We start from the raw sequence: 16555 nt of genomic DNA on the forward strand, positions 1-16555 counted from the left end.
ATATCCCATACATATATACATATGGATATGGGTATTCTTCTTTGTCTCCTTCAAGGAATTTATCTGTATGTAATACCATCTTTTGTATATTCAATATAGTGTTTTGTTTTAATGTTTATTCATTGTACTATAACCTCCAATTCAATTTTTAGCCTTTACAGCTATTGTTTATCTGTATATTATCTGTTATCTATCTATACTATCTTAGTACTCACGATAACGATTTTTCAAAAAAATTTATTCACACAAAAGCACCTACTGCCCTTATGGAAAATAAATAAAAATAAGAATTTCTTTTTTGAGTTTTTCTGTATAAATAGTCCCGACTTTTATGTGTCGATAAAGCATTTACTACCTCTTTGCTATGATTTAATCCTATATTTTCTGCATACAAATAAGGACTAGGATTTTTTTCCCAGTCCTCATATATACGCAAAAAGCCTTATTTATTCAGTCTTTTCGCCCTTTTCTACTGCAAATTCGGTCTTTTGTTTTCTTCCCTTATCACTCTTTTTAGGCTGCTTCGATGCATCATACGATAAAGGTTTATCGTCATTATGGAACTCTTTTACAATGGCTTTTGCCACATCTTTACTATCCAACTTCTGCACAATAGGAATAATATCAACCAGCTTATTTACTGCCTCATAATCAATATCTCCCCTATCAGCAAAGGTATTTACAGCATTTGTAAGAGCCTGTAAAAGTTCATTCATGTAGTCTGGCTTAACAACAAACTCTCTGACTACCTGTAATAAATCCTCAATCTCATCCTTCAAATCATTGTAATGCAACTTTCTGTATTCAATAGCTTCATTACAAGCATTGTCAAGTTCTGATCTCTCATCATCAGATGTATTCTCACGAATAACATCAATAACATTTTCCTTGTTATCCTTAATGAATTTATCCACCTTATCCAGACTAAACTCTTCTCCATTTTCAAACAGAACAATATTAGTGTAGTATGTAATAAGGCAGTATTCAAACATTGGCTGTCTTAACACTTGTGCATATCCAACCTCTTTTGATACTACTGTACTTGCTACTTCTACAACAAAACTCATTTTCTGACTAAGAGATAAGCCCTTTTCTAATACATATTCAACCTTTTTACCATCAAAATCATTATAAAAATACTTCTTGTTTGCCATTACTTATTTTACCTCCATAGCTTTTTTAATCAATTCAGACATTCTTGTATCTGCCATTTCTTTTCTTGAGGATGTATGTTTTTCCTCATATTTTGCTCTACTGATTGCATCCTCTTCATTCTTGATTTCTGAAATTCTGTCATTCTCATAGAATACAAAACATTTCTTCTTGTACTGATCCACACAAGTCCTTTTAAGCATATAGGCATATCCTTCATCAACAATACGCTTAACTGCTTTAAGATTCCTTGTAACAATACTCTGTGGCTTTTCTTCTGCATTAACAATTATCTTATCAAATGTTTTCCAGCAATCATCAATACTTCTATCACTCTTTAGATTGTGCTGTGCCACAAACTTTCCTACAATGTCTGCTACCTTGTCGGTATTCTTAAAACAATACTTCGGATATGGTGAACTCTTTACACTCACAAGACTTTTCAACTGTCCTTTATCTACCAACTCCTTAAATAATGTAGCAGATTCAAATTCAATTCTTTCAACTTTTGCCATTTTGCTATTCCTCCTTAAAATTATCGTGTGCATAACCGCACATTTTCTCGGCTTTATTAAGAAAATTTAATTTGAAAAAACATAAAAAGTTTATTCAAAAAATCTATGCTCAAATATTTTGAACACACATTTTATCAATAAACACAAACAGGCACTATCAGTTATTTATCTGGTAACTGTATAGTGCCTATCTGTTACCTCCACATTTTTTATATTTTCCACAATTATTTATTAAGATATGCCTCAAACACCGCTTACATGTTTACCAGACATTTCAGCGAACATATCTTATATTCAAACTTATATCTCAAACAAATATAAGTAGTAATTTATCGAATTATAAAATCTTTTATATGCAACCCAGTCTTTAAACTAAGTCTCTACAATCAATAGTAGTTGGACTGTATATTGAAGCAAAATACAATTACGCCTGTATTCTGCCTAACCTTGTCAGCCTCTGAGGGTATTTCCGACTATATAATACTATCTGTTTTCAGAAGTCAGCATAGTTTGCATATATCAAATAGTCATATTTTTATCGTATGCACGACTTAGGAACTCCCCTGCTTTCGATATGAATATCATATCTACCTATAGACCAGCACCATTTTCAATCTCTCATATTGCAGTCAAAACTTCGTGTACCTGCAACAATAGACACTTAGGCTCTCACCATATGTCAACTATATGTTTTTTCTGAATTTCTTCACACATTACGTCTATGATTTCTCATTCCGCTTTGGTATATAGTTTAAGTGCTTTCCCAGCATATTCGGTTATTTTTATGATTTATTATCATGCGATTATTCCCGTCCGTTAATTACGTGGCATTATTACACAACCTTAGAAGGGTGGGCACAGTACACTAATAACAATGATAAATGATAATTTATACCCCAACCGCTTTTATTGGAATTGTTAAACATCTGCTTTTCAGCTTCGCCCACTTGCAAAAAGCCATCTTTGACTTGCATACTTCCATTGACAGCACTCTGGAAAAATGCGTTCATAGCGTTTTGTGTCTGTGTAAATGTGTTCTTCTTTCCACTAATAAAGTTGAAAAGGTCAATTCCTTTTGTAACTGTTTTATATGTCATAAAGCCTTTAATCAAGGCTGCTATTCCATCATTACCAGTTAATGATTTCAAAACAGATGCAAGTGTTTTAAGTACTTCGGTTATAACACCGATAGTACCAGAAACTAAATCATCCTGTTTTACAATATCTGTTAATACACCTAAGAAATCAGTTCCAGCAGATATTAAATCCTTAATCCAATCCGAAGAGATCACTTCTTTACTCAGCATCTGAAATTGGTTATTGAACTCATTTTTCATTCCCTCGATGCTCTGGCGGTAAATCTCATTTTCGTTTGTTGCACTGCCTAAACTATCCTTAGATTGTTCTATTGCTTTATCTACTGCCGACATTTCATCAACAATAGCATTAAATACTGTAATTTGTCGTTTACCAGCCGCAAGTTCTCCAAAGTATTGTCTCTGTTCACTTGTTAATTCTGGGTAAACCTTCGCATAGTCAGAAAGAATATCATATGTAGAACGCAAATCACCATTCGCATCCTCAATGTTTACTCCTATTGAACCAAAAGCTTTTCCCAATTCTGCTGATAATCCGTCAATTTCCTCTCCATCCTCGTCTATTGCCCTCAATCTTTGTGAGATTGCGATAAGACCAGTAGACACTTTTTCCATATTTCTAAGCTGTGTAAAACCACCTGTCAACAAACCAATAGTCTGATCAATGCTATTACCAGCCTGATTCATTGTACCAGAAACACGCTCTAATCCATCTGCAAGATTATCAAATCCAACAGGACTTTGGTTTGATACACTATTCATTTTGTCAACAATAGACATAATATCCGATTCATCAACATTAAAGCCATTTAATACTGAAATCAGTGTACTAGCCGCATCGGAAGTCTGTGTAATACCATCAGCAACATTTGTCATTACAAGAGCTGCATCGCCCATCTGCAAACTGTTATCAAGGTCATAGCCAGCCCTCTTAAACTCTGTAGCCGCTTCAATCATATCTGAACCAGTTCTGCCAATTTTATCTGCTGCTTCATATGCTTTATCCGAGAAATTGGATAATTGCTCATATGATAAATCAGCAACCTTATTAAATTCAGTTAGGTTCTTGTCCAAATCAGATACAGACTGTATCATTGCTTTTAAAGCATTGGTTGTCTTTTGAATAATTTCGTAAGCCAACTGATACCGCATCATATTGCTAATAGCTTCACCTAACTGCATTTTCAGATTACCAAAGAATCCAGTAGACACACTATCTGTAGCCTTAACTTGTGCTTGTATTCCTCTAAACTGTTGCTGTAACCTTGTTAAATCAGTTTTATTACTACAGTTCTGCAAATCAGCAACTATCTGTTTCAACTCTGCGTCATACTGTACGGCGGCTTCTCTATTCTGTCCCATCCATGAAATAATTCTATTAGTAAGAGTAGATGCACCCTGCATAGTTGCCATATCAGCATTTAGATTCTTTTGTTCTTGTGAAGTAACTTGATACTGTTTCTGTAAACTCTTCAAAGAAGATACCATCTCATTGTATTTTGCAATCTTTTCCTGCGGATCACTAATACTATTGATAGATTTCATTAAAGCCTTTAACTCTTCAATCTGAGTTTTTACATTATCAGGCATTTTAATAGAATTGAATTTTGCTTCAATTAAAGCAATTTCCTGTGGCATAGTTGCTAAAGTATTCTTCATAGCTTCTAATGAGCTTGCATGAGTACCCTTTGCAATTTCTGCATTGAAAGTCTGATATTCGGTTCTTGCCAAATGCAAATAACTTTCTAACTGTTTAATATCATCTAAAGTGGATGCATTGATAGATAAATCATTGAACGATTTCTGATTATCAGAATTTAAAGAAATACCAGCCTTTTCAGCCTGTGTATTAAGAAGTTTCATCTGTGCAATCAATTCCTGTTTCTTACGGATAACTTGATTGTCAGATTCCATCTGTCTTTGATTAGCTTTTACTGTAGCTTCAATGTTCTGTGATAATGATTTCTGACCTTCAGACCATTTTACAATGCTATGTTCTACACCATTCGCATCATACCACTTACCAACAGACTGTAATTTTAATGTAGCATTTGTTACCTCATTAAGTTCATTCCTATAAGTGAGTAATGCTTTTGTAGCCTGTCCATTATCATCTACATTGATTTTATATTTTACTAACTGACCCTTATTATTGGTGATGTCTGCAACGATTTTATTGATTTCTGCTTTAACCGCATTTGCATCTGATAAATCAAACTGAAAAGGTATTTTAACACCTGTTGCATTGATTCCAGATTTCATCTGCTGATTTATAGCATTTTGCTGTTGCTTGATTGCGGAAGTGTCAATATTGACTATTCCCACATTGATTTTAAGATTCTTAGAAATGTCATTCAACTGCTGTTGAAGTTTGTTTTGTGATTTTGTTATATCTAAACCACCAGTCACACGAATAGTATCGCTATCAGATAAATTTTTCGCTATCTGTTTAAGCTGATTACTCATTTTGTTCTGTGTAGCCGTTATATCCAATCCTAATGTAAATAGATTGTTATTAGCCATTTTATAAGCCTCCTTTAGTAATTGATTTCAATATCAATACCAAAGTAATTTTCTTTGTTAAAACGTTCTATGGCATTTTCCAGGAAGTGACCTCCTTCCCTATAGCCAAAATTTTCAATATCCCTGTGCCAGTCATTAGACACATGATACCCTTCATTCATCAGTAGGATTGAGTTGATTTTACTATCATGCCATAATGATTTATGAAATGCAGTATCATCATAATTGATTTCTATTTGAAGTTTATTACCAGAAGTGCTTACTCGTACCAAATCCTCCGCATATATAGAATTTCGCATGTCATAAGTTCTTTGATATATTATAGGTGAGTATAAACTATACCATCTGTCGATTTCCTCTTGTAAAATCTTCAAGAATCGCTTTGCTTCATACTTCATCTGCTTCTCTAAAGTTCTTCCATTCGGCAATGTCAGCTTCATAATATCAATATCCAGATTATTACTCATTCTCTGCTCACTCCTTTCTGTGAAATTTTAACAAATACAGGTATTGATATTTTAGCAATAATGTACATTGCTTTCTTAATTGGTTTTGTGATATAGTTATAAGGATTTATTATATCATTTTGTCAATTAAGTTCTGTATATTGAGACTTACCATTGCAAAAATCTTCAATTATTTTTATCTGGTTCGTGTTTAAGTCATAATCCCCAGACAGCCATTGCGACAATTGACTTGGATAAATCCCAACTAAAGAAGCCAGATACTTTTTCTTTATGCCATAGCGTTTCAGATACTCTTTGGCTCTTAATTGTAAATCCATATCAAAAGTCTCCTTTCTTTAATGATAATTCCGTGAGATCAGAAATAAAGTACCGATAATTCGGCTATTATGAAATAAATTTCAAAAATCTTTAGTTCTTCTCCCTATATAATTTTTGTAAAAATAAAATCAGAGTACCAAAGTTCCCTTATTTTCTAGGCTTTTTTGATACTCTGTTTCTTATTCAAAAATATTAAATTGCTTTTTTATCTGCTATGGCAGCAGACTTATTTTTATCATTATTTCTATCAACACATATTTTATGATACTTACTCTTACACTTATCACTACAGGTCTTTTTATTTCTATCCTTAATAAATTGCTTACCACATACAACACATTCCGATAGTTCCTTATCTTCATTATATGCCTGTAAATATATTATCGGATTGTAAATATCTTGGACTGTAAATAACACCTCAGTATTATCTTCTTCCTCAATATCAAGATTTATACTGATTTTGTTTTCATCAGTTTCAATCTGAATACCGCTACTCATAAACCTTGCAAAACTTCCTGCGTAAGATTTAGCACCGACCATTTCCATAATCTTATTCATATTATAGGATATGTCGATTTTCTTCTTTTTACCATTTGGCTTAATCATAGTGTTGTGCTTTTTCCTTGTGATATAGAATGAACCATCTTCTTTTAATCGTCCCGACTGTTTAGCATACTTATAATGACACAATAACACAAATAGCAACCCAATATCATTCTGATAATATGAACCATTTTTCTTTGTCTGAAGGACTGCTCCCATATAATCCATATCCGCTCGTGTTATATCAACACTCTTTCGCTCCATCTTATCAGCAATCATCTGGTCTAATTCATCATTACCTCTAACCGCTTTTTTATAACACATTCTTGGTCTTTCCTTTAGTGTTATACCAGTTTTCTGATTCTGATTAAGATTATCTACAATCACATTACCAAAACACTTCCACAAAATATCCTTGCTTGTGGTATAAAAGTCACCTTTGTTATATTCCATATCAATTATGTAATTAACTGCAAGATTAACATTGAATATACCATTTTTATCCGTGAAAATATCCTTAATCTCTTTGATACAGTAATAATGAAATACATCATACTTAGCTGTTATCTCTTTGGTATCTGTGTTTTTCCTGTCTATTTCCTTTTTAACATCTTGACATAACTTCTGTTTTGCTTTCTTCCTGCTGTTCAAGACATTATATGCTTTCAAATATCTTTCATCTGTTCTATCGACTTCAAATAATGGCTTGCTATTCTTCCCGACAGAATTATTCATCAACTGCCTGTAATCAAATTCTTCATCAGTTCCTATTTCATATTTATAATGCTTGCTACCGACTGTTTTATCAATGTATTGTGCAATTCTATCCATTGGACTATCTGTGTATTCAGCAAGATTAGATTTTTTACCTTTGGCATATTTGAAAAATTGCGGATATTTAATCTTCTGTGGCTTGAATTTTTCTCTTATATCCTCTGGTGGAACTAATTCTTTATACAACTTCTGATATTCGCCTATGTCAAGATTCTTACCAGTCTTAGGAAAATCTATTGCATAATTTGATAATGCACATATGACATTTATCATATCATCATACATAAGCGGATTATCTGCTAACTCAGGAACATTCCACAGCTTTGTAATAGCATTACTTGATTCACCTATGATATTATTGCTAAAACCTTTAACCAAAGTGCTGTAAATTGCCTCATTCGTTATCTGCTGTGGCTCTGCTTTCTGCATATCATAATATAATGGCTCTTGTGGTAATGATTCTGCTGCTTTCAACAATGCTTTGTCGGGGCATACTAAAATCTCGTCACCATCCCAATCACATTGTAATGACTTGGAAATTAAATCATGGGAGCTTACAACTGTGTCACTCTCCATATATCCAAACCATTTATTGCATTCATCAGAAGATACTAACTTTCGTCTTGGATATTCATATCTTGATAAGTGTGGACTTCTAAGACATAATACTTCTTCCACATCTTCACATTCAGCATAATATTTGTTATACACACAATTCTCTGGAACTAAGCCTTGCGGGTCAGTATTACCAATAAACAGATATTCACAAAAAGCATACATATCTGGTGCAACATAACTGTAGTAACCTCTCATTGGAAGTTTACCGCCCATATATGCCCTTTTCTTTGCTTTGAATAGACTTTGTACCTTATTCATAATATGTTTATCGTGAATAAGTGGAGGGTATATATCTAATGCCTTTGCAATATAATAATTGGCTCTTTCAACATTTGTATCTACTGTCTGTGATTCCTGCTCTTTAGTCTCTTCGTCTGTATCATCATTTGTCACTTCATCAAGTGTCAATCCTAGCTGTGACTTCATATAATCAAAATCTGTTTTCAGCTTAGTTAAATCTTCAATAGCAGACTTACACAATTCTGTAATATCGGTATTATATGGAAGTGTCTGTAAAAATTGATATGAGAATGTGACCTCTTCTTTAGGAGTATTCGCATAAGAATTGATAGATAATTCCAGATTATTTTCCTTGAACTTAGTCTTGTAATCTTCCCATGAGTTATACTGTTTCCACATCTTCAACTGACTTGTTGTAATGATGTACCTTATATCTTCCTCTTCTACATCATGCGGTGTTCCCCACGGATCAACCAAAACACTATTATTTGATACTTCATGTGTAAACAGTCTAAAGTCAAATGGGAACATAGCACCTTTGATATAACCGCCCCTTATCTGACAGCTTGAAGGTAATTCGCCTGGAATAAACATACCAGCACCATCCGTATGCTCAATAGAAATACTCTTTGTCTGGTATTCTTTCGGTATATCATTTACATAACATTGTCCGTTATTATCTGTCTTAATATCAATATACTTAACCTTGTCTGTAACAACAGTTTCAAAACCTTCTACAACAATACATCGGTCAATATCTATTACTGTTTGAGGTTTTACACTTGATGATAAAGATAACGCATTATATGACAAATACTTTCCTACATTCATACCACCATTAGCATTGATACTTTCAGTAGTCAATCCTACCATCAAAAAACCTTTGTGCTTTTCAAAAAAATCTTTCCTCATAAGAGTAACAGTAACATTTCTGACCTGTCCTGTTGTGGCAGTAAATAACATATATTCTTTACCACCGATTTTGATTCCATCTCTTAGAATCTGCCACAAGATTTCATTATGGTTGATTACCATATAAATTATCTCATCCAACAACTGATAATCACATTTCTCACACTCTCTATCAGCTAATGCAAGTCTGACAATATCATTCTCAAATATTGCAATCTCATTTCTTTCATTCAAGTATTTATCTGATACTTCTCTGACAGATTTATTATTATGAATGACTTCTAATAAATCTGCATTCTTTTTCTTCTTGTCATTATAAATCTCATTCTCTTCATCTGTTAATGCTTTGAATGTATTTAATTTATATATCCTTACTCTTCCTGCTTTAACGTGTCCTATAATACTCTACCACCTTTCGTAAAAATGTCTTTCTATATATAATATTCTCCATCTGACTTCTGATTTTGCGCAAAAAAATACCAACCATCGAATATTGACGGTTGGTAAAAATTTATTTAAATATACTGTATATTGATGCGATACTTCCAACAAATCCCACAATTCCACATATTACGCTAACCCATTTTCTTCGTGTTAGCTTATCTTGTATATCTATTAAATGTCTATCTTTTTCATATAAAATTCCATCAGTATAAGCATTCAATCTGATTAAATATTCCCTAATTTTCCTAGCATCACCTTTTCCCGATTTATTTCTAACATTTTCAATAACCTCATTCATTTTTTCATCATCAAATTTGTACTCATCCTTGAAAGAAGTAATTATCTTATTCAATTTACTAACAACAACCAAGTCCCCCTCTAATTTTATTTTTTGTTCAAGTTCTTGACACAATTCAATAATGGAACTATTCTTAAATCCAAACATATGTTTTCTATATACTTCGAAATCATTGCGTATTTCACTAAGTATGTCTTCATTTTTTTCAAACTCTAATGATTTTCGAGCTGCTTTAAAAAACTTCTGTTTTGTATATTTACTTCCTATCCACATACTCAAAAAAAGTACAATTAAAAATACCCACAAAAGAATGACACCTATTGCTAACAAAAAATCTGTATATTGTAGTAATTTTTCCATAAATATTTACTCCTTTGTTATCTATTATAGAAAAATTATATCACACTTAATGTTCGATGTATATGTGTCTACTTTTCCAAGCTACGGTGATATTTCCAACCGCAAAACTATTTCGCTGCACATAGGGTTTTTATAGTGGCTACCCACCACTTTATTCAGATAAAAATATGGAGATTTGAATCGACAGTTTCATCCGATTTTCAAAAAAATATCTTGCCTACACAGGCACAATATTGAAGGTCGCTTTTTCAAAAAATGTAATTTTACTTCACAATCTGCATAAATGATGGCTTATTGCTCAATTTTGCAATTTTTCTAGTTTGATTATCTATCACAATGCCATTTTCACGATCCACACTATACGAACCTATATTATTATCTTCGCAGAATTTTTCCGCAAAGGTAACACCAGTTTGTCGCTGATACATGGCACTCATGCAACTCATATAGAATACTGTCAATTTTCTTAACTTTCGATTTTCATAATCCCATAGCAAATCAAATACACCATCACGACCAACTGCATTATCAAGTCCTCTTTCACGCAACACATCCATTGTGAAAAAGTAGTCTTTGCATCCCCATTTATCCCCATCATATTCCTTATCTATCGGGAAAATTTTAATCAGATTTTTCAGCTTGATTCTTCCAATAAGACCAAATAAAGCATCTATCATATTAAAGGCTGTTTGTTTCACTTCAAATGGGGTCTGATATGCGTTATCCAGTCTGTGATTTGCAGAATCAATATCAATCGCATAATTTATGTACTTCACACCGCATAATGCAACCTTCATAAGTTCATCCTGTGACCAATCATCAATGCTGTTGTGTTTTTCAAATATACTTGTCACAACATTGTGGTACTGTCTGCACCACATATCATTTAATTTAATTAGCCTTGTAATTTCTGCTAATTCTGTCTCGTTCTTGTTGCCTGTTGTAACTGTAAATGTATTCATATAGTATATTCTCCTTCCAGATTTTAACGCCCACGATTTCGTGGTCGTTGATCACGCTCTGCGTCCAAATGGACGCTAACCGACACTAAGCAATCTTCTTATCCCTTGCACCATATACAAGTGCATCCGCTTTTCCTTCTACACAATCAGCAGTTACAACAACTTTCTTTGCACTACTCATATCAGGAACATCAAACATGACTTTCTGCATAGCCGATTCAATGATACTTCTAAGACCTCTTGCACCTGTTTTCTTTTTAATAGCCAATTCTGCAATCTTTCTCAATGCTGCGTCCTCAAACTCTAACTTCACATCATCCATAGATAGTAACTCCTGGTACTGCTTTGTTATGGCATTCTTTGGCTCTGTGAGAATATGTACCAAATCACCCTCTGACAACGGACTAAGTGCAGTAATAATAGGAAGTCTGCCTATAAGTTCTGGCATAAGACCATACTTGACAAGATCGTGCTGCTCAACCTTTGATAAGTCGGTAACTGATTCTTTCTTATCGGCAATATTAGCACCAAATCCAATAGTATTATGCGTCTCTCCCTTACCGATAATCTTATCAATGCCATCAAATGCACCACCACAAATGAAAAGTATGTTAGATGTATCTATCTTAACCGTTTCTCCCTGTGGATGTTTTCTACCGCCTGTTACCGGCACTTCTGATACTGTACCCTCGATGATTTTAAGAAGTGCCTGTTGCACACCTTCACCAGATACATCACGAGTAATCGACATATTTTCGCCTTTACGAGAAATCTTATCTATCTCGTCAATATAGATGATTCCTCTTTGTGCTAATTCAATATCATAATCCGCATTCTGTAAGAGTGTTCTTAGCATTGTTTCTACATCTTCGCCAACATAACCAGCCTCAGTAAGTGTTGTAGCATCAGCAATAGCGAATGGAACACCTAAGAATTTTGCTAAACTTTGGGCAATCAGTGTCTTACCACTGCCGGTTGAACCAATCATAAGAATATTGGATTTCTGAATTTCCACATCAGATTTTTTATTCTGTTTCAATCTCTTATAGTGGTTATATACCGCAACTGCAAGTGTTCTCTTTGCTTCATCCTGTCCGATAACATACTGATCCAAATGTGCTTTAATCTGTGAAGGTGTAGCAAGTTTCATATTAGTTGCGATATTTTCCTCTTCTTCATCATTGAGTAAGTCACTTGCTATACTGATACAGCTATCACAGATGTAACCATACTCACCTTTAATTAATTTATTTACTTCATTTACGGACTTACCGCACATATAACAAAATTGATTATTTTTTGCCATTCTAAACTCTCCTTTATTTATGAAAATTGTACTTATCAATTATCCCTACTTATGCTTCTTATGCTTATGTTTTCTCTTATGGTATCTATCCCAATGATTCCAATAATCACATTTTTCTTCTGCATTTTCCTTATCCTTAGTTTCAAATATTACTCCTCTACGAATTGATACAATATTCTGATCTGAAATTTTAACCTCAACTCTATGATTGTTTCCTTTATCAGATACTACTATTGCAGGTTCAACAACCCACATATGGGCGTTATGATGTTTCTTTTTGATTCTGTTCAAAAAATATACGTCTTGTCCTTCCTTAAATACCATTATTAAAATCTCCTTTACTCATCAATACTCATGCATATCCACATACGCTTGTGAAATTTCAACTTCCATATATTTATAATCCCTTTTTCTCTTTATAGACATTACAAACATTGGGATAATTACAGCTCTTAGTCTCTTCATTATAATATTCACAAAAGTAACCATCTTCGCAACCAATATCACATTCCATTTCGCTATAAATTCGCATAATTTAATATTCTCCTTCCATCAAGTGAAAAATTGTAAACTTATCATTCCGATAAATAGTGAGTGCTTATTTCGGATGCCGATAGGCAGCCGACATACTCTCTCTTTATCGTATGAATTATAATGTTTAATTCATATTTTGAGCCATTCAATGTACGCTCAAATTAAGTTTCTATTAGATACATTCGCTGATTCATGCGCTTTCTTTGTTACTTTCTTTGGCGCAGGCTTTTCAACTTAGCGGAACAGCAATCTTTGATTGCGTTGTGTAGCTTAGTAGAAAAGGATGGTTTCAAAGAAAGTAGGATATATTAGTGGGAACATCCCACACCCTGTTAGTCTGCCATCTTATCTTGCTAAACAAGTTCGCAATCTAATCTGTCAGCCTTTTTCGTTGATATGTCCTGTCACATTGCTTACGCAATATGCCAGTCCAATCAAACGAAAATCATTATCAGTTGTAACTTTATTTATTTTTCCATTCTCATTTTGGGTGGGTTTTCCTAATATAATATATTAGAGAATCCCCCCTAAAAATTTATACAATCATGTAATAACCTCTTTTATCAGTTTTCATATCATCAAATAACTTTTTTATTGTCTGATTATCTTTTCTAGTATTTTTGAATGAATCATTATTCATTCCTGTATCTTGTAATAACTCATTTAACTTAAATACTTTTCCAGATTCTTGTTTATCACACCATTCTATAATCTTTTGTGCATTTGTCATTTTCTTTCCTTCTGGTGGCTTTCTATCTCTAATCTTTTCAATTAGTAATTCTTCGGGAGTATCTTCATATTCGAATATTGTTCCATAGGGTTTATATCTTTCTTCGATCATTGAAGATAACTCACTGTACAGTGAATCATTAGAATTGTAGAAAGTCCAGATATGAACGTTTTCCGTATTGCTATAATTTCTGATTGCCAATCTAAATATATTCTGTTCAAAATCAGCCAACACACATCTAAGCATGACGGATGTTATAATACTTTCGTATTCCTTGTTATGATTTTTACTTAATGCACTAAAGAAATCCAGTGATTCTTCTTCTGACATATCCATAAGCTGCCTGTATATTTCCATATGACAACCGCAATATATAAAGAAATATGCCATGTTAGGAAATCTGTTCATTCCAATGTGTGCCATTCTGTATAAATCCTTGAAATCATTGAATCCTTTAAGGTTTCCAAAATAACCTACATTGTCAAATTCCTTTTGAAATCGTCTTAGCAAATCACTATATACTACTATTAAAATTTCACGTTGCTTTCCTATGCCATGTTTTAATTTATTTTTCAAGTATTTAATGATAGTATTTGAGGTTGTGATTGCTCTTTTATTTCCTTTACACATGACATTTTTGCTAGTGGAAATCTGAACATTTGTTATTAACATATTCAAAGGTTTATTATATTTTTCTCCTGTTACAATCTCCACATAATCAAGGTCATATCTCGGATCAATGTCTGCCGTTGCATCAAATACAAAAAACTTTTTATCTTGTCCCAAAAAGAAATGATTCCTATTATCTACGACCAACACAAATGAGCGTTCATAGTTTCCATATTTTTTCTTTACGGAATTAAATATTGCCCCATTCTTAGCAATCTCCTTTAAGCACTGCATATCTTTCCATATGCAATTATACTGTTTTGTCAAAGACTCTATATTGTCTTGCAATACCGAAAAAAGTAAATCATCATTTAGTGTTATACTGGAATATCGTGTATCTTTCCAATATATAGTAACATTAGAATCCTTCAGTAGTTTTTCCTTCTCGTCCATCTGTTCAAGCAGTCTATCCTTAAATGCCTTATACTCTCTTATTACAAACTCCTTGTCCTTAACTTCATCGGACAGCCCTTTATATAATGCCGCCTCGATTCTGGACAAGTTATCGCTGTCGATTGTGACAGTTTCTGAAAATTGTGGGCTTTCATCAAAGATAACAATATCTCTTTTTAATGTTTCTCCATTATAAGTAAACGAGAAAAGTTGTTCTCTGATATTATCTCCTAACATGAAATAACGCTGTGTAGAAAGTAGAACTATTGGCTTATAATGTTGCTTGATAAGTTGCTCCTTAAATGGTTCATCTGATCTCAGTACAATGACACTTTTTTCAAATTCCTTATAGTGGTATTCAATGCCCCACTCTTTGAAAATTTCTCCCCAATACTTTTCTGCTTCTATTCTGTCTTTATTAGTGCTGGACAGCTCCTCTAATCTCTTAATTGAATCCGTTATAACTAATAATCCTTGAGGTCTATGCCATCCACCATAAAAACTATCTCCAATGCAGCAATGCATAAATGTATGAATAAACGTTGATTTTCCTATGCCGCATCTATTAGCAAAACAAGTAACTTTGTCTGTATCTCGATTAGTTGTGATTATCTCAAATGTATCCTTGAAAAAATCCATTTGTTTTTCATCAAATCCATAATCAGGAAGATATGTCTCAAAATCTTCCCATGTTAAATTTGTCTTTTTCTTATTCTGCTTGCCATTTGCCATACACTCACACTCTCTTTCTGTACTTCATCATAGTGTCGTGTAAAGCTGACGAATCTTCAAATAAAAAAACCTTTAACTTATCATCTTTTTCCGAATCCTCGACTTTTAAAATCTTAAATCCGTTGTTGCATAGCCAGTTTGTCATTGCGAGTGATCTGACTATGTACATTTCTGTCTTATTAGATCCTTTATAAATAACTCATTCCTCCAATCTTATTCCAAAATATATTTTTTCAGACCATCAACACCAATGTCATTGAAAGCGATCTCCAATAAATCATTCTCTGTCAGTTCGCCATCGCCTACTAAATCCTGTAAAATATACTCTCCATCGTCCACTTCTTTTTCAAGTACATCTGCATTCAGTTCTTCATACTTTTTATAATATGTCTCCGAAAAAGCAATTCTGATTCTCTCTGACATTGACATATCGTATTTGTGAATCTGTAGTTCATCCAAAATATTTTCCACGTTATATCCCACAAAAGCGTATAATTCACTTTCGGAATTAAATACCTCTGCTTTGATAAAGTCGATATTTTCATTTATAACTGCTTTATATTCCTTCAAAATATCAAACACAACATCCTTGCACCACTCAGCATACTGTGGATATTTCAGAATGCTCTTATATTTATTGAGCTTGTCTTTCCATAGCTGCTCCTTCTGCTTTTCTTCATTGATTCTGTCGTTCAGCCATTTTTCTACTTCATCCAATGTCATATAAACTGGCTGTTTCTTATCATCTAATGGTGATGCTACCTTGTCTGTATATGTGCATTTAACAAAGAATCTTTCATTTGCACCTTTTAATTTATAGCCATGCTTACCTAACTTTTGTCTTAATATGATTTCTCTCTGTTCCATATAAATGTACCTCTTTTTCAATTTAATGTAGGCACACCACCAATAAATAGGTAATGTGCCTGTGATTCCGTCAAATATGTAATCAGCATCTTCACTGATAA

The 16555-nt window shown here is 33.2% G+C and carries 14 protein-coding genes; all 14 read right to left on the reverse strand.

Annotated features, from left to right (window positions below; all coding sequences use genetic code 11):
• Positions 1-446 precede the first annotated feature (446 nt).
• Entirely contained in the window at positions 447-1154 is a 708-nt protein-coding gene (locus H8700_RS10595; protein WP_249305600.1) for a hypothetical protein, read from the reverse strand.
• 3 nt (positions 1155-1157) lie between these two features.
• Positions 1158-1667: a hypothetical protein gene (locus H8700_RS10600; protein WP_249305601.1), complete on the reverse strand. Its 510-nt coding sequence runs from the start codon at positions 1665-1667 to the stop codon at positions 1158-1160.
• A gap of 833 nt (positions 1668-2500) precedes the next feature.
• A complete protein-coding gene (locus H8700_RS10605; protein ID WP_249305602.1) occupies positions 2501-5287 on the reverse strand; it encodes a phage tail tape measure protein in 2787 nt (928 codons plus the stop codon).
• A gap of 14 nt (positions 5288-5301) precedes the next feature.
• Complete coding sequence (locus tag H8700_RS10610) at positions 5302-5754, reverse strand: hypothetical protein (RefSeq protein WP_249305603.1); 453 nt, start codon at positions 5752-5754, stop codon at positions 5302-5304.
• A 122-nt stretch (positions 5755-5876) separates the two neighbouring features.
• Positions 5877-6071 (reverse strand): helix-turn-helix domain-containing protein, encoded by a 195-nt coding sequence (locus tag H8700_RS10615; RefSeq protein ID WP_118148418.1) that lies wholly within the window; start codon positions 6069-6071, stop codon positions 5877-5879.
• A 193-nt stretch (positions 6072-6264) separates the two neighbouring features.
• A complete protein-coding gene (locus tag H8700_RS10620; RefSeq protein ID WP_249305604.1) occupies positions 6265-9393 on the reverse strand; it encodes an RNA dependent RNA polymerase in 3129 nt (1042 codons plus the stop codon).
• 277 nt (positions 9394-9670) lie between these two features.
• Positions 9671-10261, reverse strand: a complete 591-nt coding sequence (locus H8700_RS10625) for a hypothetical protein (protein ID WP_249305605.1) — start codon at positions 10259-10261, stop codon at positions 9671-9673.
• A gap of 263 nt (positions 10262-10524) precedes the next feature.
• The gene (locus H8700_RS10630) at positions 10525-11223 is read right to left on the reverse strand and encodes a hypothetical protein (protein ID WP_249305606.1); all 699 of its coding nucleotides are present in this window, start codon (positions 11221-11223) and stop codon (positions 10525-10527) included.
• Positions 11224-11308: 85 nt separating this feature from the next.
• Positions 11309-12529, reverse strand: coding sequence for an ATP-dependent Clp protease ATP-binding subunit ClpX (gene clpX / locus H8700_RS10635; RefSeq protein WP_249305607.1), 1221 nt, complete (start codon positions 12527-12529; stop codon positions 11309-11311).
• A gap of 45 nt (positions 12530-12574) precedes the next feature.
• Positions 12575-12853 carry a hypothetical protein gene (locus H8700_RS10640; RefSeq protein ID WP_249305608.1) on the reverse strand — a complete coding sequence of 93 codons (279 nt, stop codon included), beginning with the start codon at positions 12851-12853 and terminating at the stop codon, positions 12575-12577.
• 73 nt (positions 12854-12926) lie between these two features.
• On the reverse strand, positions 12927-13061 hold the full coding sequence (locus H8700_RS12255) for a hypothetical protein (protein WP_283242250.1): 135 nt from the start codon (positions 13059-13061) through the stop codon (positions 12927-12929).
• Positions 13062-13598: 537 nt separating this feature from the next.
• Positions 13599-15587, reverse strand: a complete 1989-nt coding sequence (locus H8700_RS10645) for a hypothetical protein (protein ID WP_249305609.1) — start codon at positions 15585-15587, stop codon at positions 13599-13601.
• A 4-nt stretch (positions 15588-15591) separates the two neighbouring features.
• On the reverse strand, positions 15592-15756 hold the full coding sequence (locus H8700_RS12590; RefSeq protein WP_408610855.1) for a DUF5659 domain-containing protein: 165 nt from the start codon (positions 15754-15756) through the stop codon (positions 15592-15594).
• A gap of 44 nt (positions 15757-15800) precedes the next feature.
• On the reverse strand, positions 15801-16454 hold the full coding sequence (locus H8700_RS10650; protein WP_249305610.1) for a hypothetical protein: 654 nt from the start codon (positions 16452-16454) through the stop codon (positions 15801-15803).
• Positions 16455-16555 lie beyond the last annotated feature (101 nt).

The organism is Jutongia hominis, from assembly GCF_014384965.1.
Lineage (GTDB): Bacteria > Bacillota > Clostridia > Lachnospirales > Lachnospiraceae > Butyribacter > Butyribacter hominis.

Coding starts and splice junctions, on each gene's coding strand:
- H8700_RS10595 (WP_249305600.1), bottom strand. CDS start 1,154: ATGGCAAACAAGAAGTATTTTTATAATGATTTTGATGGTAAAAAGGTT.
- H8700_RS10600 (WP_249305601.1), bottom strand. CDS start 1,667: ATGGCAAAAGTTGAAAGAATTGAATTTGAATCTGCTACATTATTTAAG.
- H8700_RS10605 (WP_249305602.1), bottom strand. CDS start 5,287: ATGGCTAATAACAATCTATTTACATTAGGATTGGATATAACGGCTACA.
- H8700_RS10610 (WP_249305603.1), bottom strand. CDS start 5,754: ATGAGTAATAATCTGGATATTGATATTATGAAGCTGACATTGCCGAAT.
- H8700_RS10615 (WP_118148418.1), bottom strand. CDS start 6,071: ATGGATTTACAATTAAGAGCCAAAGAGTATCTGAAACGCTATGGCATA.
- H8700_RS10625 (WP_249305605.1), bottom strand. CDS start 10,261: ATGGAAAAATTACTACAATATACAGATTTTTTGTTAGCAATAGGTGTC.
- H8700_RS10630 (WP_249305606.1), bottom strand. CDS start 11,223: ATGAATACATTTACAGTTACAACAGGCAACAAGAACGAGACAGAATTA.
- clpX (WP_249305607.1), bottom strand. CDS start 12,529: ATGGCAAAAAATAATCAATTTTGTTATATGTGCGGTAAGTCCGTAAAT.
- H8700_RS10640 (WP_249305608.1), bottom strand. CDS start 12,853: ATGGTATTTAAGGAAGGACAAGACGTATATTTTTTGAACAGAATCAAA.
- H8700_RS12255 (WP_283242250.1), bottom strand. CDS start 13,061: ATGCGAATTTATAGCGAAATGGAATGTGATATTGGTTGCGAAGATGGT.
- H8700_RS10645 (WP_249305609.1), bottom strand. CDS start 15,587: ATGGCAAATGGCAAGCAGAATAAGAAAAAGACAAATTTAACATGGGAA.
- H8700_RS12590 (WP_408610855.1), bottom strand. CDS start 15,756: ATGTACATAGTCAGATCACTCGCAATGACAAACTGGCTATGCAACAAC.
- H8700_RS10650 (WP_249305610.1), bottom strand. CDS start 16,454: ATGGAACAGAGAGAAATCATATTAAGACAAAAGTTAGGTAAGCATGGC.